The organism is Lysobacter antibioticus, assembly GCF_001442535.1.
GTDB classification, from domain to species: Bacteria; Pseudomonadota; Gammaproteobacteria; order Xanthomonadales; family Xanthomonadaceae; genus Lysobacter; species Lysobacter antibioticus.
This window is the reverse complement of the sequence record NZ_CP013141.1, coordinates 4,729,364-4,749,515: the sequence shown is the minus strand read 5'-3', so window position 1 is coordinate 4,749,515 and position 20,152 is coordinate 4,729,364. Positions and strand designations below refer to the sequence as shown.

18 protein-coding genes are annotated in these 20,152 nt (G+C 66.8%); 10 read left to right on the top strand and 8 right to left on the bottom strand.

Annotated features, from left to right (window positions below; all coding sequences use genetic code 11):
- Positions 1-64 precede the first annotated feature (64 nt).
- Together GLA29479_RS19360 and GLA29479_RS19355 are read right to left on the bottom strand one after the other, a co-directional pair.
- Positions 65-1,408, bottom strand: coding sequence for a hypothetical protein (locus GLA29479_RS19360; protein WP_057917177.1), 1,344 nt, complete (start codon positions 1,406-1,408; stop codon positions 65-67).
- Between the two features lie 11 nt (positions 1,409-1,419).
- On the bottom strand, positions 1,420-2,094 hold the full coding sequence (locus tag GLA29479_RS19355) for a hypothetical protein (RefSeq protein ID WP_057917178.1): 675 nt from the start codon (positions 2,092-2,094) through the stop codon (positions 1,420-1,422).
- Positions 2,095-2,527: 433 nt separating this feature from the next.
- Here GLA29479_RS19355 and GLA29479_RS19350 point away from each other — a divergent pair, with 433 nt between their 5' ends.
- The 3 genes from GLA29479_RS19350 (at position 2,528) to GLA29479_RS19340 (ending at position 5,533) form a co-directional block, all read left to right on the top strand.
- On the top strand, positions 2,528-3,889 hold the full coding sequence (locus GLA29479_RS19350) for an NTP/NDP exchange transporter (RefSeq protein ID WP_057972542.1): 1,362 nt from the start codon (positions 2,528-2,530) through the stop codon (positions 3,887-3,889).
- Positions 3,886-5,025, top strand: coding sequence for an NAD-dependent epimerase/dehydratase family protein (locus GLA29479_RS19345; protein ID WP_057972541.1), 1,140 nt, complete (start codon positions 3,886-3,888; stop codon positions 5,023-5,025). The genes GLA29479_RS19350 and GLA29479_RS19345 overlap by 4 nt, the downstream gene beginning before the upstream one ends.
- A 157-nt stretch (positions 5,026-5,182) precedes the next feature.
- Positions 5,183-5,533, top strand: coding sequence for a DUF1304 domain-containing protein (locus GLA29479_RS19340; RefSeq protein WP_057917181.1), 351 nt, complete (start codon positions 5,183-5,185; stop codon positions 5,531-5,533).
- Between the two features lie 66 nt (positions 5,534-5,599).
- On the opposite strand, the gene GLA29479_RS19335 is transcribed toward GLA29479_RS19340, so the two are convergent.
- Positions 5,600-6,259 carry a polymer-forming cytoskeletal protein gene (locus GLA29479_RS19335; RefSeq protein ID WP_144436624.1) on the bottom strand — a complete coding sequence of 220 codons (660 nt, stop codon included), beginning with the start codon at positions 6,257-6,259 and terminating at the stop codon, positions 5,600-5,602.
- A 232-nt stretch (positions 6,260-6,491) separates the two neighbouring features.
- Positions 6,492-7,091 (bottom strand): NAD(P)H:quinone oxidoreductase, encoded by a 600-nt coding sequence (gene wrbA / locus GLA29479_RS19330; RefSeq protein ID WP_057919952.1) that lies wholly within the window; start codon positions 7,089-7,091, stop codon positions 6,492-6,494.
- 390 nt (positions 7,092-7,481) lie between these two features.
- On the opposite strand from wrbA, the gene GLA29479_RS19325 reads away from it, so the two are divergent.
- A complete protein-coding gene (locus tag GLA29479_RS19325; RefSeq protein ID WP_057972540.1) occupies positions 7,482-8,657 on the top strand; it encodes an MFS transporter in 1,176 nt (391 codons plus the stop codon).
- Between the two features lie 130 nt (positions 8,658-8,787).
- Here GLA29479_RS19325 and GLA29479_RS19320 read toward each other — a convergent pair whose 3' ends face one another.
- The 3 genes from GLA29479_RS19320 to GLA29479_RS19310 form a co-directional block, all read right to left on the bottom strand.
- Complete coding sequence (locus GLA29479_RS19320) at positions 8,788-9,165, bottom strand: hypothetical protein (protein ID WP_057917184.1); 378 nt, start codon at positions 9,163-9,165, stop codon at positions 8,788-8,790.
- Positions 9,166-9,245: 80 nt separating this feature from the next.
- Entirely contained in the window at positions 9,246-9,722 is a 477-nt protein-coding gene (locus tag GLA29479_RS19315; RefSeq protein WP_057972539.1) for a hotdog fold domain-containing protein, read from the bottom strand.
- A 323-nt stretch (positions 9,723-10,045) separates the two neighbouring features.
- Positions 10,046-12,526 (bottom strand): acyl-CoA dehydrogenase, encoded by a 2,481-nt coding sequence (locus GLA29479_RS19310; RefSeq protein WP_057972538.1) that lies wholly within the window; start codon positions 12,524-12,526, stop codon positions 10,046-10,048.
- Between the two features lie 347 nt (positions 12,527-12,873).
- Between GLA29479_RS19310 and GLA29479_RS19305 the strand changes: the two genes are divergently transcribed.
- The 6 genes from GLA29479_RS19305 (at position 12,874) to GLA29479_RS19280 (ending at position 19,314) form a co-directional block, all read left to right on the top strand.
- Positions 12,874-13,527, top strand: coding sequence for a TetR/AcrR family transcriptional regulator (locus GLA29479_RS19305; protein WP_051885191.1), 654 nt, complete (start codon positions 12,874-12,876; stop codon positions 13,525-13,527).
- Between the two features lie 57 nt (positions 13,528-13,584).
- Positions 13,585-15,390 (top strand): phosphoenolpyruvate carboxykinase (GTP), encoded by a 1,806-nt coding sequence (locus tag GLA29479_RS19300; protein ID WP_237051749.1) that lies wholly within the window; start codon positions 13,585-13,587, stop codon positions 15,388-15,390.
- A 326-nt stretch (positions 15,391-15,716) separates the two neighbouring features.
- The gene (locus GLA29479_RS19295) at positions 15,717-16,280 is read left to right on the top strand and encodes an RNA polymerase sigma factor (RefSeq protein ID WP_144436623.1); all 564 of its coding nucleotides are present in this window, start codon (positions 15,717-15,719) and stop codon (positions 16,278-16,280) included.
- Positions 16,277-16,882, top strand: coding sequence for a hypothetical protein (locus tag GLA29479_RS19290; RefSeq protein ID WP_057972537.1), 606 nt, complete (start codon positions 16,277-16,279; stop codon positions 16,880-16,882). The genes GLA29479_RS19295 and GLA29479_RS19290 overlap by 4 nt, the downstream gene beginning before the upstream one ends.
- Before the next feature lie 18 nt (positions 16,883-16,900).
- Positions 16,901-17,863: a DUF4097 family beta strand repeat-containing protein gene (locus GLA29479_RS19285; protein WP_057972536.1), complete on the top strand. Its 963-nt coding sequence runs from the start codon at positions 16,901-16,903 to the stop codon at positions 17,861-17,863.
- A gap of 188 nt (positions 17,864-18,051) precedes the next feature.
- The gene (locus GLA29479_RS19280; protein ID WP_057972535.1) at positions 18,052-19,314 is read left to right on the top strand and encodes an aspartyl/asparaginyl beta-hydroxylase domain-containing protein; all 1,263 of its coding nucleotides are present in this window, start codon (positions 18,052-18,054) and stop codon (positions 19,312-19,314) included.
- 96 nt (positions 19,315-19,410) lie between these two features.
- On the opposite strand, the gene GLA29479_RS25615 is transcribed toward GLA29479_RS19280, so the two are convergent.
- Positions 19,411-19,596: a hypothetical protein gene (locus GLA29479_RS25615; protein WP_057972534.1), complete on the bottom strand. Its 186-nt coding sequence runs from the start codon at positions 19,594-19,596 to the stop codon at positions 19,411-19,413.
- Positions 19,597-20,152 lie beyond the last annotated feature (556 nt).

The following is a 20,152-nucleotide window of genomic DNA, read 5'->3' as shown; positions in this document are numbered from 1 at the left end:
GCTGGACTAGACCGGACCGGACTGGGCCGCGGACGGCACCGGTCCGGACCGAGCGGCGGTCGCCTCAGCGTGCGAAAGCCTGCGGTTGCGGATCGTTCGGGCCGCGAAGGCTCTGCGCTTCCTGTGCTTGCGAGGTTTGCTGGAGCTTGCTCAGTCCCTGCGAAACCTGCTCGATCGGCGGGGATTGCGCAGGATCGGCGCTGATATGAAAGCCCGGAGTATGGCCGCCGACCCAGATCTTGCCGCCCACCAGGCCGATCTCGTTCGAGTTCACTTTCGACGGATCGGTCAGGCCGCCTTGCTTGGCCAGCAACATCGCATGCGCCACGGCATTGTCCGGAACGCTGGCCGGCAATTTGTCGCGCAGCAGTTGGAAATATCCGTTATCCGGGTGGCCGACGTCGCGGAAATCGCGCGAGGCTGCTGGAGGCGCGCTCGCCGCGGTTGGGGTGACCGGTGCCGGGGACTCGGCTGGAGCAGGCCCGACTGGAGCAGGCCCGGCTGGGGTCGGGCGGGCCAGGCTCGGGCTGGTATCGGTAAAGCTTGGCGGCAATCTGAGGCCGGTAAGGCCCAGTTCCTTGAGGTTGACCTTGATCTCAGGTGCGGGGTGGCTGGGGTTGCCGACTCGGGCGGCGGCCAGGGTCTCGTTTTCTATCTTGTTGATCAGGGCCAGAGACCGAGGGCCGTAGACCTTCGGATAGCCGTTGGCCTCGTAGAAATGCTCGCCGATGGCGTCGATATTCGCTGTCGTAGCGGCGATCTTGCCGTTCTTGTCGATCGTCAGCCCGGCTTTCGGCGTGTATTTTTCCTTTCCCGGTGTGCCGCTGACATCGAAGTACTGCTCCATCTGGTTGGAGGAGTGAAACAACTTGTCGTAAAGCTGTTCCTTGCTGGCTTTCGGGTTCTCCCTGCGCACGTGCGCGGCCAGCACGTTGAACCCGGCGATCTGGTCGTTGGCCTCGCGCTTGCGGCTCTCGCTGTTGCGATCTTTGACCAGGGAGGTGTAGTCGTGCGGCGACGGGCCTTCGGCGATCTTGCGCACCTTGTCCTCGAAGGCCTTGTTGCCGTCGGCGATGGCCGTCTTGTTGACGGAGTGCTCGATCTCGTGGCCGAACACCAGCCTCAAGGTATTGGCGTTGCGCGGATTGGTGTCGGCGCTGTTGAGCATGTCCATCGGCAGGGCGATGGATTTGTCGACCGGATTGAAACCGCCCATGACGCCTCTGGAGCGCAGGGCCGGGTCCAGCGGTTTGATCGTGTCGAGGTTGCCGAGCTCGATCGATTTGACGATGCGCGCTTGCAGCTCGGGCGTGGACTTGAGCAGGTCTCGCAGGTTCTTGCCACCGGGCGCGTTGGCACTCTCGAAATCCGTGAGCATCGCTTCCAGTTTTTCGGTGGGCGTGGCCATGGCGGTCTCCTTCAAGCCTGAGTGCTGATGGCGAGACTCGAGATGCAGGCCCGGCCTTGCTCGGGGTCTTGGTTGCCGTGGATGTAGACCGCCACTTCGACCTTGCCGCGCACGAAACTCCAGGGCTCGGCCCCGCGGTAGCCGAAGCCGGGGTCGCTGCCATCGCCGCTCGGCAAGGTCTGGGCCTGGAAGCCGGCCGAGGTCAATGCCTGGCTGTAGTCCTTGAAGTCCATGCTACAAATCGGCGCGATGTCGACGGCGCCTTGGGCCTGGCTCAGGAAGCGGAAATCCAACCGTGTGGGTTTTTCCCCCTGCCTGTACGACACCGAGGTCAGGCTGTACGACCATGCGTTTGTCAGCGCGCCGCCGAAACCGTATTCGGTGCGATCCTCGGAATGGATCTCGACCTTGATGCCGGTCTGCTTTTCGATGTTCTCGGGAGAAAGGTCCTGGGCACCGTGAATGCTGTCGATCAGTTTCAGCACTCGCTTGCCGATCTGTTCGGCATCGAGCCGAGCGCTGTCGGCGAGGGTCGGCGATTGCGTGGTCATGGCGGCATTCTCCTTGGCCGATGCTTGGGGTTGGGGCGTGGTGGCGCAGGATGCGATCAGTGCGCAGAACATCAGTGTGCAGAACAGGGCCGGAAGCAGGCCGGCTCCAGCGGCGGTCGCTGCGGTCGCGCGCATGGGCATCCTCCGTTGATGCGATGGGGAATCCGCAGGCTACTGCCGCGATGCCCACTGGACAATCGAACTGGCGCCGAAACCGTGTTTCTCGGACGGCCGATTCAGGCTTTTCCTACAAATCATGCGAATCGGCACGGAAACGACGGCTGGCTTTGCCGAGCTTGTTCAGGCGCCGGGGCGTTCGCTCGATCCGTTTCGGAACCCGACTGAGTCCCCGATCACGGCTTGCGTACACCGGGGCTCGGAACGTTGCCGCCCATGCCGAAGGTCGGTATGACCATCCGCAGGGGCCGCACGCGGGCCCCCCAGCTAGTTTGGGCGGGGGAACGGGAGCAGCGATGATGCGCAAACCGAGCGGGCACGACGAGGGTGGACGCGTATCCGCGTCGTTCGCCACACGCAGCGCTCATACCGATGCGATCAGGGCACGGACATGAGCGCTGCGTCTGCCAACCCGCATCCGACCCGGCGCCTGTCCTCGAATGCGCCGCTGTGGTGGTCGCTGCTGTATTTCTTCTGCCTGCTCTGCGGCTATTACGTCCTGCGCCCGGTGCGCGATGCAATGGGCGCTTCGGCCGATGCGGCCACGGTGTTTCCGCAGGCGATGATCGTCTGGACGCAGGCGCACGGTCTGGAACTCAGGGACTTCGTGCTGCAGGTGCTGTTCACCTGCACCTTCGTGACCATGCTGGCTTTGCAGCCAGTCTACGGTGCCCTGGTCGCGCGGTTTCCGCGGCGGGTGCTGCTGCCGGTGGTGTATGCGTTGTTCATCGCCTGTCTGTTGGCGTTCCATTGGGCGTTCAACGCCGGCGTGCCGGGGCGGGGCATGGTGTTCTTCGTCTGGACCGCGGTGTTCAACCTGTTCGCGGTGACCGTGTTCTGGAGTTACATGGCCGACGTGTTCGACGATGCCCAGGCGCGTCGCCTGTACGGCTATATCGGCGCTGGCGGCACCGCCGGCGCGGTGCTCGGGCCGATCCTGACCCAGTGGCTGGTGCAGCCCTTGGGCGTGGCCAATCTGTTGCTCGTCTCGGTGGCGTTCCTCGCGATCTGCGTGCTGTGCATCGTGCGCCTACGGCCGTGGGCGATCCGGCGCGAGCGCGAGCACGGCCTCGACAGCGGCGAAGGCGCGATGGGCGGCTCGGTCTGGGCCGGCCTCAAGTTGGTCTGGCAGCGGCCGGTGTTGCGGGCGATGGCGGTTACCTTGTTCTTCAGCGTCGGCGCGGCGACCTTGCTCTACAACCAGCAGGCGGCGATCGCACGCGAGTTCTATCCCAGCGCCGAGGCCGCGACGCGCTATTTCGCCCGCATCGACAGCGCGGTCAACTTGCTCGCGATCCTTACCCAATTGCTGTTGACCCGCTGGCTGTTGAATCGGCACGGCGTCGCCCCGGCTTTGTTGATGCCGGGGCTGACCTTGTTGCTCGGCTTCGGCGTGCTGCTGGCCTCGCCGTTGCCGGTGATGGTCGCGATCGTGCAGGTGCTGCAGCGCGCCGGCGAGTTCGCCCTGGCCAAGCCGGCACGCGAGACCTTGTACACGCGAGTCGATCGGCCCTCGCGCTACAAGGGCAAGGCGGTGATCGACACCGCGGTGTTCCGCGGCACCGACCTGGCCTTCGTCTGGATCCACAAGGGCGTGGCCCTGTTCGGCACCCAGGCGGTATTCGCGGCCGGTGTGCTCGCCGCCGCCGGCATGACCGCGAGCGCCTGGAGCATCGTGCGCACCCAACGCGGCCTGCCGGGCGCGGCCGCGAATCTTCCTTCCGACATCCGATCTCTACGAGGTGAAGCATGAAAACCAGTCGTCGCGATTTCCTGGCCGCGGGCGCCGCCGGCGCCGGCCTGCTCGCCTTGCCCTCGTTCGCACGCAGCCTGCGCAAACCGGCGCCGTTGAAACTGCTGGTGCTCGGCGGCACCGGCTTTCTCGGCCCGCATTTCGTCGAGATCGCGCGCAAGCACGGCCACACCCTGACCTTGTTCAATCGCGGCAAGACCAACCCGGGCAAGTTCTCCGGCGAGCAGTTCAGCGACATCGAACAGCTGCACGGCGATCGCAAGACCGACATGAAAGCCCTGGAAGGCGAACGCCGGTGGGACGCGGTGCTGGATACCTCGGCGTACTTGCCGGCGGACGTGACCCGCTCGGCCAACTTGCTGGCGCCGAGGGTGAAGCAGTACGTGCTGGTGTCGACGATCTCGGTGTACGCCAAGAACGATGTCCCCAGCGACGAGAAATCGCCGCTCGCGGTGCTGGCCGATCCCGACATCACCGAGGTCACCGGCGAAACCTACGGTGGCCTCAAGGCCTTGTGCGAGCAGGCCGCCGAGCGTGAACTGCCCAAGCGCACCACGGTGGTCCGTCCGGGGTTGATCGTCGGCCCCGGCGACACCACCGATCGTTTCACCTATTGGCCGGCGCGCGCAGATCGCGGCGGCGAGATCCTGGCGCCCGGCAGCGCGCAGGACCCGACCCAGTTCATCGACGTGCGCGACCTGGCGGCGTTCTTGCTGGCGACGATCGAGCACGGCCATTTCGGCACCTACAACGCCGATGCCGCGCCCGGCGCGCTGACCATGGGCGCGGTGCTGGCCGAATCGCAGCGCGCGGCCAAGGCGAAGTCGACCGTTACCTGGGTACCGGCGGATTTTCTCGAAGCGCAGAAAGTGTCGCCGTGGCAGGACATGCCGGCCTGGATTCCAGCGCGGGGCGAGTACGCCGGCTTCGGCCGCACCTCGGTGGCGAAGGCGCGCGCGGCCGGCCTGAGCTATCGGCCGCTGCGCGAGACCGTGCGCGACACGCTCGCTTATTGGCATGGCCTGCCGGCCGAACGCCGCAGCAAGCCCAAGGCCGGGATAGCGCCGCAACGCGAGGCCGAGGTGTTGCAGGCCTGGCATGCGGGCGCAGACGCGGGGAAGGGGCAGGAGAAGTGAGTGCGGAGGAGTGAGAAGTGAGCGAAAGCCGGCCGCCCGAGGCTTTACTCGTTCCTCACTCCTCGCTCCTCGGCGCCGATTCCCCCCCAGCTGCGCGGCGCCGAGCCAAAGCCTTATGCTGCGGTTCCAACACCCGCCTTAGCCTAGGAGCCAGCCGATGCACTGGATCGCCGTCGCCCTGATCGTCCTGGTCGCGCTGCTGCATCTGTACTTCATGGTCCTGGAGATGTTCCTGTGGACCCGGCCGCTCGGGCTCAAGGTGTTCCGGCAAAGCCTGGAGAAGGCCGAGCAGTCGAAAGTGCTGGCGGCGAACCAGGGCCTGTACAACGGTTTCCTCGCCGCCGGCCTGATCTGGTCGCTGGTGTGCACGCGCCAGGACGTCGCGTTGTTCTTCCTGGCCTGCGTGGTGGTCGCCGGCGTATACGGCGCGGCCACGGTCAATCGCCGTATCTTCTTCATCCAGGCCTTGCCGGCCCTGCTCGGCTTCCTGGCGGTGTGGCTGCACTGAGCGCGGTCGCGGTCTCGCCCGGCATGGCCTGCCGTCGTACGGGCAGGCCGGGTCCGTCTTGCGGCCTCAGCCGCGCAGGATCGAATCGCCCGCGGCGAGGCGCCTGAGCACGCGGCTTTCGTCGAGCACGACGAACTCGTCGATGTCCTGGCCTTCGCGTTCGTCCGCGTCCAGGCCGTCCCATTCCTCGCGATCGAGCACGCCGTCGTCGACGAGTTCGCTGAGGCTGTGCGGAGGCAAGGGCAGGGGTTGCTCGTCGACGATGACGTAGGCGCTGGTGCGCGCCACGCGCAGGCCGTCGGCCCGGTCGAGGGTCAACCAGCCGGCATCGCCGGACAGCAGCACCGGCGCCTGCACCCTGCCGGCGACATGGGCGGTGCTGTCGCCGAGGTCGGCGACCACGGCTTCGCTCGCGATCAGATCGCCGGTGACGACCAAATGGAAATCCTGGGCCACGACCAGGTTGCGGCAGCGCAGGTCGCCGAGCACGATCAACGCGCCCTGGTCGTGCTCGCCGGTGCCGATTATCGCGTTGCCGGCGAGGTCGAGCGAGCCTTCGACGATCAGGAAGGCTTGGCTGGGGCGCCACGCCGCGGCGGACGAGGCCTGGCCCCGGATCGAGGCCCAGCCGACATCCATCGCCAATAGCTCCCGCGCCTGAGTGGCGGCGGCGCCGTCGCCGATCAGCGGCAGGCGTTCGATCAATTCATCTGCGGGGGACGACATCGTTGCGTTCCTTCGACAGGTGCGGGTCCGTGCGCGGCGGAACTGCATGCCGGGAAGCGGCTGCCGATGCGGCGCCGGAGAAGCGCGCGGTGCCATCGGCGGTACCTGTCACACTGTACGTACGCAATCGCGTGTCCGACAGGGCCATGATTTGCCGTAATCGGCCAATGCGGGCGCGAAAGTGCGTCGTCGGCCACACCGAGCTGCCGGCCGCCTGGCCGAGGCCGCCCGCTCAACCGTGCAGTTTCCTGGCCACCTCGGCGACTTCGCGGCCCTGGTAGCGCGCCGCGTCGAGTTCGTTGTCGCTGGGCTGGCGCGAGCCGTCGCTGCCGGCGATGGTGGTGCTGCCGTAGGGCGCGCCGCCGGTGACTTGGTCCAGGCGCGTCTGCCCGGGGAAACCGTAATTGAGGCCGACGATCACCATGCCGAAGTGGAGCAGGTTGGTGATGATCGAGAACAAGGTGGTCTCCTGGCCGCCGTGCTGGGTCGCGGTCGAAGTGAAGGCGGCGCCGACCTTGCCGTGCAGTACGCCCGAGGCCCACAGGCCGCCGGCCTGATCGAGAAAATTGGCCATCTGCGACGACATGCGGCCGAAACGGGTGCCGGTGCCGATGACGATCGCGTCGTAGTCGGCCAACTCGGCGATCTTCGCGATCGGCGCCTGCTGGTCGAGCTTGTAGTGCGACTTGCGCGCGACCTCGTCAGGCACCAGTTCGGGTACGCGCCTGATGTCGACCTGCGCGCCGGCTTCGCGCGCGCCCTCAGCGACGGCCTGCGCCATCGTTTCGATGTGGCCATAGGCCGAGTAATAGAGCACCAGGATCTTCGCCATCGCCATAGCCTCGTCGCCGAATAGGGCATCGAGCCTAGGTCGGCGCGGTTCGAGGTCGTGTGAGGGTGCGATGGCGTGCTGTGACGATGATCGCGCAGAGCTCGCGACGCAGGCCCGACAGCCTGCCGCATCGTGTCGTCATCGACTAGAGCGCGATCCGGGATTGACAGTCCCGAATCGTCGTTAACTCGCGAACGCACGCGGTGGCGCGGCTTGCCGCGATCGTTCGCTGTCCGGAACGATGAAAGCATGGCGATGCGGTTTATCCGCGCGCCGCGATTTTCTAGATTGGTCCCATGCGCCGCACACGGCGCGCCCAGATCTTTCCCCTCATCCCTCCACACCGGCCCGATCGATCGGGCCGTTGCGTCTTCGTCTGCGGAGTCTGTCGTGCTACTGCCTCTTCTGTTGTTGTCGGCGGCCGGTTTTACCGTGCTGACGACCGAATTCATCCTGGTCGGCCTGCTGCCGTCGTTGGCGCGCGATCTCGGCGTCAGCGTGTCGCAGGCCGGCTTGCTGGTGACCTTGTTCGCCTTCGCGGTCGCCGCCAGCGGTCCGTTCCTGACCGCGTATTTCTCGCGTTTCGAACGCAAGCGTTTGTTCATCGTGGTGCTGTTGTTGTTCGCGGCCTCGAACGCGGTCGCGGCGATGGCGCCCAACCTCGGCGTGATGGCGTTGGCGCGCTTGATTCCGGCGCTGGGCGTGCCGGTGTTCTGGGCGCTGGCCAGCGAGACCGCGGTCGACCTGGCCGGGCAGGAGCGCGCCGGTCGCGCGATCTCGGTGATTTCCTTCGGCGTGATCTGCGCCACCGTGATCGGCGTGCCGACCGGCACCCTGATCGCCGATGCCTTCGGCTGGCGCGCGGCCTTCGTCGCTCTGTCGATCGCTTCGCTGTTGAAGGCGACCTTGCTGTTCGTGTTCCTGCCGGACAGCCGCATGGACAAGCCGCAGGTGAAGCTGAGCCAGCAGTTCCGGGTGCTGCGCGATCCGCGCGTGAGTGGGCATGTGCTGCTGTCGGTCTTGTTGTTCACCGGCATGTTCACCGCCTACACCTATCTGGCCGACATGTTCGAGCGCCTGGCCGGCTTCGACGGTTCGGTGGTCGGCTGGGCGCTGATGGCGTTCGGTGCGGTCGGCCTGATCGGCAACACCCTGGGCGGCCGCATCGTCGACCGCAATCCGCTGGCCGCCTCGATGATCTTCAGCGTGCCGATGGCGCTGGGCTTGGTGCTGGTGGTGCCGTCGATCCACTCGCTGCCGCTGTTCGCCGCCACGCTCGCGCTGTGGGGCGTCACCCAGGCGGCCTTGTTTCCGGTCAGCCATGTCCGGGTGATGAAGTCCGCGCCCGAGGCGCCGGCGTTCGCCGCGTCGCTGAACATCTCCGGCGCCAACCTGGGCATCGGCGTCGGCGCCATCGTCGGCGGCCGCGTGATCGATGCGATCGGCGTCGGCGGCCTGGGTTATGCCGCCGCGGCCATCGTCGGGGTGTCGGTGCTGGTGGGGGTGGTGCTGATGTCGATGGGCGCGCGGCCGGAGCCGGTCGAAGCGGTGGATTGCGCGACCTGAGCGGCGAGGGGCTGCGCGGCTCGCCTGAGCGAATCGCACGGTCGGATCGTATTGGCCGGCTCAGACGAACAGGTTGCGACGAGCCGGCCCAGATGAGCAAGCCCAGACGAGCAAGCCCAGACGAGTAAGCTCAGACGAGCAAGGGCATGGCGAAGATCACCGCGCCCAGCACGAACAGCGCAGTCAGCACATGCACCATCGGCCGGTTGATGCGCAGGAACACGAACTGCTCGATGGTGCGGCCGATCCAGAACAGCGACATGCCGACCAGCACCGCGCGGCCCAGCGCGGTGTCTTGCAGTTCGTCGGTGTAGAAGAAGCACAGCGCGGCGATGCCGAGCAGGACGTAAATCAGGCGCAGGTTGAGAATCTGCAGGATGGCGCGGTCGGCGACGGTGGCGGTCTGCAGGCTGCGGCGCCAGCCGAACAGTTTCCAGAACGCCATGTGGAAGGCGGCGAAGGCCAGGCTGTGCAGGCCGCCCAGCCAGATCCAGGCGTTTGCGCTCATCGCGGTTCTCCCGGGTTCGTGAGGATCTGTCGCGGATGGTACGCCGGGGCCCCGGCCGCGGGCTGTGCCGGTAGCGCCAATCAGCCGCGCTTGGGCTTGGGCGAGACGCGCATGGCGATGCGGGCGCGGAACACCGCGTCGCCGGCGGGGTCGGTGACGACGACGTCGACCGGCAGGTCGTAGGCGCTGGCGGATTCGACGATGGGCGCGGCCGGGGTCGCCACCGCGCGTACCTGGCCGACCGCCTTCTTGAGGTATTCCACGCTCATGCCGACCGGGATCCAGCGCATCGAGCGCGGGATGCTGACGTCGGTCATGACGCCACCGGTGAGTTCGGCCAGGTTGCACATGGCGATGGCGTGCACGGTGCCGAGGTGGTTGGTGATCTTGCGGCGGTGGCGCATGGTCGCGCTGCAGCGGCCGGGCTCGAGCGACTCGAAGCGCGGCGAGATGCTGGCGAAGTAGGGCGCGTTCCAGCAGATGGCGCGCGAGAACAGCCAGTGGCCGGCGGGCCAGCGGGTCATCTTGTTGTACAGCTTCAGGACGTCGGTGCTCATGGGCGGTGGCCGGATGGGTGGTGGAAGGGGCGCGCGTTATTTCTTGCCGTCGTCCCCGCGCAGGCGGGGGTGAATGGATGCGCTTGCGAGCCACTGGCTCGCGCATCCATCAACGCCAGGGTGCTGTGCGCCCTGGCTGGGCGGCAGAGACTTCAGAGTCATGTCGCGATGGAGCCCTGGATCCCCGCCTGCGCGGGGATGACGGTAGGAGGAGGCGCGGCGCGGAGTGTTGGAAACCATGCGAGGGATGCCGGAAACCAAAACGGCGAACCCGAAGGTCCGCCGTTTCGATTCATGCAGCGTGTCGCATGTGAGGCCTGCGCTTATGCCGCGGCGCGGGCGTCGCCGTGGTCGGCTTCGTGCAGCGCCTTGTACCCGGCCGAACGCAGCTCGGCGGCGTCGAAGTCGTCGACGCTGATCGCATCGATGGTCATCTCGCGCAGCTCTTCCAACTGCTTGCGCTCTTCGGCAGTGATCCAGCCTTCGCGCACGCCCTCGTCGAGCTGGCTCGGGAAGTCCAGCGCTTCGATGTCGCTGTTCTTGAGCGCCTTGAGGAACTTGCGCTCGACCGGCTCGGCCAGGATGACCTTCTGCAGGTAGCTGTTGATGCGGCCGGCCGGGTTGTTCTCGCAGGGGGTGATGAACAGACCCTCGGCGAGACGGTCGCGCGCGTCGTTCGGCGACATCAGCAAGGACGCGGCGCGATGGCCGAGACGGTCGCTCGGCGCCTGGGCGCGGCGGCCCCAGGGGAAGATCAGCGCCCACAGCAGCCAGCCGACCGGGCGGATCGGGAAGTTGCGCAACGCACCCGACAGCGCCAGTTCGATCTTATGCACGGCGTCGTGGAAGGCCCAGGCCAACAGCGGCTGGTCGCCGGCGGGGCGGCCCTGGTCTTCGTAACGCTTGAGCATGCTGCTGGCGATGTAGAGCTGGCTCAGCACGTCGCCGAGGCGGCCCGACAGCGATTCCTTGAACTTGAGCTTGCCGCCGAGCAACAGCATCGAGGTGTCGGCCATCACCGCCAGCGTTGCCGAATAACGGTTGAGCTTGCGGTAGTAGCGGCGGGTGTAGGCGTCGCCCGGGGCAGCGCCGATGCGCGCGGCGGTCAGGCCGTACCACCAGCTGCGCACGGCGTTGGAGATGGCGAAGCCGATATGGCCGAACAGGTTCTTGTCGAACTCGCGCAGGCGCTCGGTCTCGTCGGGCAGCATCGCCGCCTTCATTTCCTTGAGCACCCACGGGTGGCACAGGATCGCGCCCTGGCCGAAGATCATCAGCGAGCGCGTCATGATGTTCGCGCCTTCCACGGTGATCATGATCGGCAGCGCCTGCCAGTTGCGGCCGGCGTAGTTTTTCGGCCCCAGGATGATGCCCTTGCCGCCGTGGATGTCCATGACGTCCTTGGCGACTTCGCGGGCCATCTCGGTGCAGTGGTATTTGGCGATGGTCGAGGGCACGGCCGGGTTTTCGCCGCGCGCGACCGCCGCGGCGGTGGCCTGCGACAGCGCGCTGACCGCGAAGGCGTGGCCGGCGATGCGCGCCAGCGCTTCCTCGACGCCTTCGAAGCGGCCGACCGACAGGCCGAACTGCTTGCGGATGCGGGCGTAGGCGCCGGTGACGATGGCGCCCATCTTGGCGCCGCCGCTGCCCGAGGAGGGCAGGGTGATCGAACGGCCGATCGACAGGCATTCGACCAGCATCTGCCAGCCCTTGCCGGCGTAGGCTTCGCCGCCGATCAGCTGGCTCAGCGGGATGAACACTTCCTTGCCGCGTACCGGGCCGTTCTGGAAGGTGCAGTTGAGCGGGAAGTGGCGACGGCCGACTTCGACGCCGGCGGTGTCGCGCGGCAGCAACGCCAGGGTGATGCCGATGTCGCGCTTGTCGCCGATCAGGCCGTCCGGGTCGTACATGCGGAAGGCCAGGCCGATCAGGGTCGCGACCGGGGCCAGGGTGATGTAGCGCTTGTCGAAGGTCAGCTTGACGCCGACCACGCGCGCGCCGTTCCAGTCGCCCATGGTGACGATGCCGAAGTCCGGGATCGAGGTCGCATCCGAGCCGGCCCAGGGGCCGGTCAGGCCGAAGCAGGGCACTTCACGGCCGTCGGCGAGGCGCGGCAGGTAGTGGTCCTTCTGTTCCTGGGTGCCGTAGTGCATCAACAACTCGGCCGGGCCGAGCGAGTTCGGCACGCCGACGGTCGAGCTGACCACGCTGGAGACCGAAGCCAGCTTCTGGATCACCTTGTGGTTGGCGAGCGCGGTGAAACCCAGGCCGCCGTATTCCTTCGGAATGTTGAGGCCGAAGAACTTGTTCTTCTTGATGTAGCCCCACAGCTCCGGCGACAGATCGGCATCGATATGGGTGATCTGCCAATCGTTGGTCATCTTGCACAGCTCTTCGACCGGGCCGTCGAGGAAAGCTTGTTCATCGGCGCTCAGCACCGGCTTGGGCTGGGACAGCAATTGCTGCCAGTCGGGCTTGCCCGAGAACAGTTCGCCTTCGAACCCGACCGTGCCGGCCTCGAGCGCGGTGCGCTCGGTTTCCGACAGCGGCGGCAGGATCTTGGTGTAGAAGCCGAGCAGCGGCTTGGTGATCAGCGGCAGGCGGATCGCCGGCACCAGCAGCGGCACTGCGATCAGCGCGACCAGGGTCGCGGCGACGATGGTCGCGACCGGGTTGGCGCCCAGCAGATAACAGCCCACCAGTACCGTCGCGGTCAGCGCGGCCCAGACCGGCAGGCGCAGGCGGTGATAGGCGGCGATGGCGCCGACCAGAAGGAAGGCAAGGAAGGGGATCGCGATACTCATGGCGGCGCTCCGGAGGATGCGGCTAAGACTCAAGCTAATCGGGCACGCGTGATGTCGGTGCGGATGGCGATGCCTCCTGGCGGCGAGCCGATCGGCATTCAAACGCTGGCATCAAACGCTTAACATACGGCCGAGTATGGAATCGCCGTTTCGAGCTGTCAACCGAACCGCCGGGATTCGGGATTGGGGATACGGGATTCGGTGTGGCAGCGGGCGGCAGCGTGGTTTTTTCCGGGCGGGTCCGGGCTCTTGCTGTACCAATCCCGAATCCCGAATCACCAATCCCATCGCTTTTTGCTGCACTGCGTACTGTTCCCGACCGTGGCGTATGGTTAAACTTGTCATCCATGAACCAGCCTGCCTCGAACAAGCCCGAGCCGAAGCTCGACACCCCGCCCGCCGTCTCGGCCGCCGACGCCAAGCCGGAGGCCAAGCCTGAGCGCAGCGGTCGCCTCAGTGCCGACGACTGGGCCCAGGCCGCCCTCGACTTGATCGCCGAACAAGGCGTCGCTGCGGTAGCGGTCGAACCGCTCGCGCGCCGTCTCGGCGTCACCAAGGGAAGCTTCTACTGGCACTTTCCGTCGCGCGATGCGTTGCTCGTCGCCGCGTTGGAGCGTTGGGAAAAAGTCGAGCAGGAAACCGTGTTCGGCCAGCTCGAGCCGATTCCCGATCCGCGCCAGCGCCTGCGCTCGCTGTTCCACCTCGTCGCCCACGAGGTCAAGTCGCACATCATCTATTCCGAGCTGCTCAAGGCACTGGACCATCCCGCCGTGCAGCCGGTGATCGGGCGCGTTTCCGAACGCCGCCTCGATTACCTCACCGCTTCTTTCCGCCAGGCCGGCCTCAGCCGCACCGATGCCCAGCATCGCGCGCGCCTGCTCTACGCCGCCTATGTCGGCTTCCTGCAACTGAACCTGCAGTTGCATCAGACCCGCATGCAACACGACGAATTCGAGGCCTATGTCGAGCACATGATGGCCACGCTGATTCCTTCGTCATGAACCTTGTTTCCACTTGATTCGCTTTTTTTCCCGTTCCCCCGGCTGGAGAGCAATGCCGTGAATGCCAATTTGAAAGACGCCGCCCCCGCGACTGCCGTGCCGGGGAGCGCGGGCAGTCTGCTGGTCGCACTCAACGAATGGGTCGCGCAAGTCGCCGCGCTGACCCGTCCCGACAAGATCCACTGGTGCGATGGCAGCGATGCCGAATACGACGCCCTGGTCGCCCGGATGCTGGCCGACGGCACCCTCGAAACGCTGAATCAGGACACGCACCCGGGCAGCTATCTGCACCGCTCGCATCCCGACGACGTGGCCCGTGTCGAACACCTGACCTTCGTCTGCACCAACGAGCGTGAAGACGCGGGTCCGAACAACCACTGGATGGCGCCGGCGCAGGCGCACGCCCAGATGGACGCCTTGTTCGACGGCTGCATGCGCGGCCGCACCCTGTACGTGATTCCGTACTGCATGGGCCCGATCGACTCGCCGCTGGCGCGTTGCGGCGTGGAAATCACCGACTCGCCGTACGTGGTCGCCAACATGCGCGTGATGACGCGCATGGGCGCGCAGGCGTTGGCCCGCATCGAGCGCGAGGGCAGCTTCGTGCGCGGCCTGCATTCGATCGGCGAGCTCGATCCCGAGCGCCGTTTCATCATGCATTTCCCCGACGAGCTGGCCATCAAGTCGTTCGGTTCGGGTTACGGCGGTAATGCTTTGCTCGGCAAGAAATGCCACGCGCTGCGCATCGCCTCGCACCAGGCGCGCAACGAAGGCTGGCTCGCCGAGCACATGCTGATCGTCGGTATCGAGAACCCGCTCGGCGAGACCCATTACGTCGCCGCCGCGTTCCCGTCGGCCTGCGGCAAGACCAATCTGGCCATGCTGATTCCGCCGGAAGGCTATCGCCACGCCGGCTGGAAGGTGTGGACGGTCGGCGACGACATCTGCTGGATGCGTCCCGGCGCCGATGGCCGCCTGTACGCGATCAACCCCGAAGCCGGTTATTTCGGCGTCGCGCCGGGCACCTCGGCCAAGTCGAACCCGAACGCGCTCAAGTCGATCCAGAGCAACACCATCTTCACCAACGTCGGCGTGACCGCCGACGGCCAGCCGTGGTGGGAAGGCCTGGACGACGGGCAAACCCCGGTCACCGATTGGCGCGGCAATGCCTATGACGCCGCCAAGGGCCCGGCCGCGCATCCGAACGCACGCTTCACCGTGTCGGCCAAGCAGTGCCCGAGCTACTCGCCGGAAGCGGAAAACCCCGCCGGCGTGCCGATCTCGGCGATCGTGTTCGGCGGCCGCCGCGCTTCGCTGGTGCCGCTGGTGTTCGAGGCCCGCGACTGGACCCACGGCGTGCTGGTCGGCGCCGCGATGGGCTCGGAAACCACCGCTGCCGCGACCGGCGCGGTCGGCGTGATGCGCCGCGACCCGATGGCGATGAAGCCGTTCTGCGGCTACAACTTCGCCGATTACTTCAGCCATTGGCTGTCGTTCGACCGCGACGGCGCACAGCTGCCGAAGGTGTTCCACGTCAACTGGTTCCGCAAGGGCGACGACGGCAAGTTCCTGTGGCCGGGCTTCGGCGACAACCTGCGCGTGATCGAGTGGATGATCGGCCGCGTCAAGGGCGAGGCCGGTGCCACCGAGACCCCGATCGGCCACCTGCCGGATGCGCAGGACCTCAACCTGGCCGGTGTGAGCCTCAGCGACGAGGCCTACGCCAAGCTGTTCGGCTTCGATCATGCCGGTTGGAGCGCCGAGTTCGACAGCATCGGCGATTACCTGCGCGAGTACGGCCCGCGCATGCCGCAGGCCTTGCACGACGAGCAGCAGCGCATCGCGGCGGTACTCAAGGGCTGAGTCTGTAGCTTAGGAACGAGTGGAGAGGAACGAGTAACGAGCGGGCCGCGGTCGGGCCTGCTCGGGACTCGTTCCTCTTTCGTTTCAGGCTTGGCCACCGGCGGGCTTCCGCCGCGTCAGGGGAGGGGGCTGCGCGCCCTCGTTGCCGATCTCTGGTTCCTCTCTCGATCAGGCTCCCGACCGGCGGGCTTCGGCCGGGCTCCGGGGAGGGAGCCGGCGCGACGCTCGTTCCTCGTTCGTCGTTCCTGATCCTCTCGTTGCCGCCCTTAAACCCTGAGCCGCGATCGCGCATCGGACTCAGTATGCTGACCGCCGTGAACGACCACATGCCAGACACCGCAGCCTCGATCGAAGTCGACGACGACCGTGCCCTGGTCGCCGCCGCGGCGGCCGGTGGCGTCGCCGCCTTCGAAGCGCTCTACCGCCGCCACGCCGGCCGGGTCCAGGGTGTGATCGCCCGCCTGGTCGGTTACCACGGCGCCCGCGCCGAGGACCTGACCCAGGAGGCCTTCGTCCGCGCCTGGCAGGCGCTGCCGAACTTCCGCTTCGAATCGGCGTTCGGCACCTGGCTGCACCGGCTGGCGGTCAACACCGCCCTGATGGAACTGCGCGGACGGCGCAGCCGGCCGTTCGAGGACAGCGACGAGGACGCGTTCGAGCTGATCGGCAGCGCCGACTCGGCCGGTCATGTGATGGCCTTGTCGATGGACCTGGAACGCGCCGTCGCTACGCTGCCGCCCCGCGCCCGTGCCGTGTTGGTGCTGTACGACGTCGAAGGCTGGAAGCATGAGGAGATCGCCGCCGAGCTCGGCATGGCGGTCGGCAGTTCCAAAGCACAGTTGCATCGCGCCCGCAGTCTGCTGCGGTCGCGACTTGGAGAGCAGGCATGAGCGACCACAACCGAACCCCGGAAGGCCATACCCCCGACGGCGAGCTGCCCGACGCCTTGCGCTGGCAGTTGCGTGCGCTGCGCCGGGATGCGCCGCCGACGCGCGATCTGTGGCCCGGCATCGCCGCGCGCCTCGGCGAGCAGGCCCCGCCGGCCGCTGCGCATACGCCGGCTGTTGCCGCCGAAACGCAAGCGACCGCGCCGGTGACCGCCCTGCGGCCGCGTGAAACCACCCGCAACCGTTGGATGGCGCCGTTCGCGCTGGCGGCCAGCGTCGCCGCATTGGCGATCGGCATCGCCGGGCAGTACCGCGCCCAGCCCGAAACCTCGGTGCCGGTCGCCGCTCAGGCCAAGGCGCCTGCAAGCCTTGTGCAGCGCGAAGCCGACGGCATGACCCGCCAGTACCAGGCCGCGATCCGCGAGATCGCCCCGGCCACCGAACAAGCGAAAGCGATGCAGCCGGCGTTCGACGAACTCGACCGCAATGCCGCGCTGATTCTCGATGCGCTCGCCCACGATCCCGATTCGCGACTGTTGCTCGAACAACTGCGCCGCACTTACGCCCGCCGCCTCGCGCTCGCACAGCGCGTGGTCTACACCTGATCCACGGAGGACGCCACGATGACCACCGCTCACCCCCGCAACCGCAGCGCTCTCCGCAATCGCCGCCACATCGCTCCCGTGCTCGGCCTGTTGGCACTGGCCCTCGTCGCGGCGATGCCGGCCTGCGCCGCGACGCCGATCAACGAGACCCGTCCGCTCGACCCGATGGGCAGCATCGACATCGACAACGTCAAAGGCCTGATCCAGGTCCGCGCCTGGGACCGTCCCGAGGTCAAGATCGAGGGCAGCCTCGGCGAAGGCGTCGAGAAGCTCGAGATCGAAGGCGACCGCGAGCATCTGTCGATCAAGGTCCGCTACCCCAACCGCGGCAGCGGCATGGGCTTCCTGGTCGGCGGCGACAAGAGCGAGCCGACCGAACTGCGCCTGACCGTGCCGCTGCAGGCCAAGCTGGAGATCGATGCGGTCTCGGCCACCGTCGACGTCAACGGCGTCGCCCCGCGCGACCTCAGCATCGACAGTGTCAGCGGCGACGTGATCGTCGCCGCGGCCCCGCGCGAGGCCGAAATCGAGAGCGTCAGCGGCGACCTGCGCCTGACCCTCAACAGCCCGAAAGTCTCGGCCCAGACCGTCAGCGGCGACCTCAGCCTGCGCGGCCGGCTCAACGGCGAGGTCGACATCGAGACGGTCTCCGGCAAGGTCGACGTGACCACCCGCGAATCGCGCTTGGCCAAGCTGTCGGGCAATTCCGTGTCGGGCGACCTGCGCGTGACCGGGGCCCTGGCCGACGGCGGCGAGATCTCGCTGGAAACGGTCAGCGGCGATGTCCGCTTGTCGCTGCCGCGCGCGCTGTCGGCGACCGTGCACGGACAGAGCTTCAGCGGCGACCTGAGCGCGCCCGATGCGCAGATCGTCCGGCCCAAGCACGGCCCGGGTTCGAGCTTCGAGCACCGCTACGGCAACGGCAGCGGTTCGATCAAGATCGAGACCTTCTCCGGCGACGCCACGCTGGAGCTGAACTGAGCGCTGCGCGCGCGCCGGGATCGCCGGAATCGCCTATTTCGCGCGCAGGCCGCCCAGCGCCGCCACTCTGTGCGGCGCAACGCCGCCGGTGTATGTTCCTCGCCTAGGCGCGCCAGGCGCGCCATCGATGCAGTGCCGATCGCGCCCCAGGGACGCGGTCGCAGTTCCGTCCGGCGAGGGAAGCGGTCTTGAACGAACAGGTCAATCAACTCGTCCAGGCCGCCGGCCTGGCCTCGCGCGCGGGCCGCTGGCAGGAAGCCGAAGCGCTCTGGAGCCAGGTGCGCAGCCTCGCGCCGCAGCATCCGCAGGCGCTCTATAGCCTCGGCATCCATGCTCTGCAGCGCGGCGACACCCGCGGCGCGGTCGAACTGCTGCAGGCCGCGCATCGCGCCGCGCCGAACGATCCGATGATCCTGCTCTCGATCGGCATGGTCGAACGCGAACGCGGCGACGCCACCGCCGAATGGGACGCGATCAGCGCCGCGCTCGCCGCCGATCCGTATTTCCTGGCCGGCCTGCTGGCCAAGGCCGCTTTCCTCGAACGCACCGGTAAGTCGCGGGCGGCGGCGCAGGCTTATCGCAACGCCTTGACGGTCGCGCCGCCGGAGCCGCATTGGCCGGACATGCTGAAGACCCAGTTGCTCCACGCCAAGAGCAAGGTCCAGCAGTATTCCGACGAGTTCAGCGAGTTTCTCGCCCATCGCGTCGGCGGTCCGCGCGCCGCGCTGGAGGCCGGCGTGCATGGGCGCTGGGACGAAGCCGCCTCGATCATGGTCGGGCGCAGCAAGCCGTATCATTCCGACTGCAACCAGCTGTGCATACCGCGGCTGCCGGCGATCCCGTTCTACGACCGCGCCCAGTTCCCCTGGGTGCCCGAACTGGAAGCGCGCACCTACGATATCCAGCGCGAGATGCGCGAGGTACTGCGCAACGAGCAGGCCGAGTTCACGCCTTATATCGAGTACCAGCCCGGCGACCCGGTCAACCAGTGGCAGGAGCTCAACCACTCGCGGCGCTGGAGCACCTACAAACTGTGGAGCTACGCGCAGCCGGTGCACGAGCACCTGGCGCTGTGCCCGCAGACCCGGGCCGCGCTGGAAGCGGTGGAGATGGCGCAGATCGCAGACGTCTGCCCGAACGCGATGTTTTCGGCATTGGCGCCGCACACCCACATCCCGCCGCACCACGGCGAGACCAATGCGCGTCTGGTCGTGCATTTGCCGCTGATCGTGCCCGAGCGTTGCCGCTACCGGGTCGGTTTCGAGCGGCGCGAGTGGACGGTCGGCGAAGTACTGATCTTCGACGATTCGATCGAGCACGAAGCGCACAACGACAGCGACGAACTGCGCGTGGTGTTGATCTTCGACGTCTGGAACCCGTTGTTGTCGCTGGCCGAACGCGACATGGTCGACGCGATGATGCGTGCGCACCGGGATTTTTTGGAGGGCTGATTGGCGCTCGCGATGGGCCGGGTCGCCTGGTTGGCGCTTGGCTCGGTGGCTGTTCCAGTTCCAGTCTCAGATTCGCTACAAGCCCTCAGACTAGCTCTAGCCATTGCCGTTGCCGTTGCCGTTGCCGTTGCCGTTGCCGTGGCCGTTGCCGTGGCCGTGGCCGTGGCCGTGGCCGTGGCCGTGGCCATGGCCATGGCCATGGCCGTTGCTGTTGCTGTTGCTGTTGCTGTGCGTAGCTTTGCGCTCGCGAAGGCTAGAGAAGACCCGGAGGGCGGCACGCATGGATGCGTGCCGTTTTTCATCGGGACAGGGATGTCCCGTATGAAAAATCCCTGCGTCGGCATCGCTCGTGCGGGCTAGTGATTCAAGGAAAAGCATTTTTCTTTGGTTACCTTTCTTTTGTTGCTTATGACAAAAGAAAGTAACCCGCCGCTTTAGTGGCGGAAGCTCTTGGAGTTTGATCTTGCTTCGCAAGAAGCAGCAAGCCTCAAGCAAGAGCAAAGCTTCCGTCCGCTGACGCGGCCGGGTTACTTTCTTTTGCTGGCCCAAAAGAAAGCTAACCAAAGAAAAGGCCTTCCTTGACGAAGCTCCCCTGCGAGCACTCAGCTCGCGCCGGGATTTTCCGATAAGACGTCCCTGTCTTATCGGAAAACGCCGCACGTCCTGTGCGGCGCCCTCCGGGTCTCCAGGTGTTCTCGCGAGTTCGATACTGCGCCAAGCTCTTCACGGCAACGGCAACGGCAACGGCAACGGCAACGGCAACGGCAACGGCAACGGCAACGGCAACGGCAACGGCAAGGGGCGCCTCCCCATCACTTTCCAGTCGCCACAAAAAAAG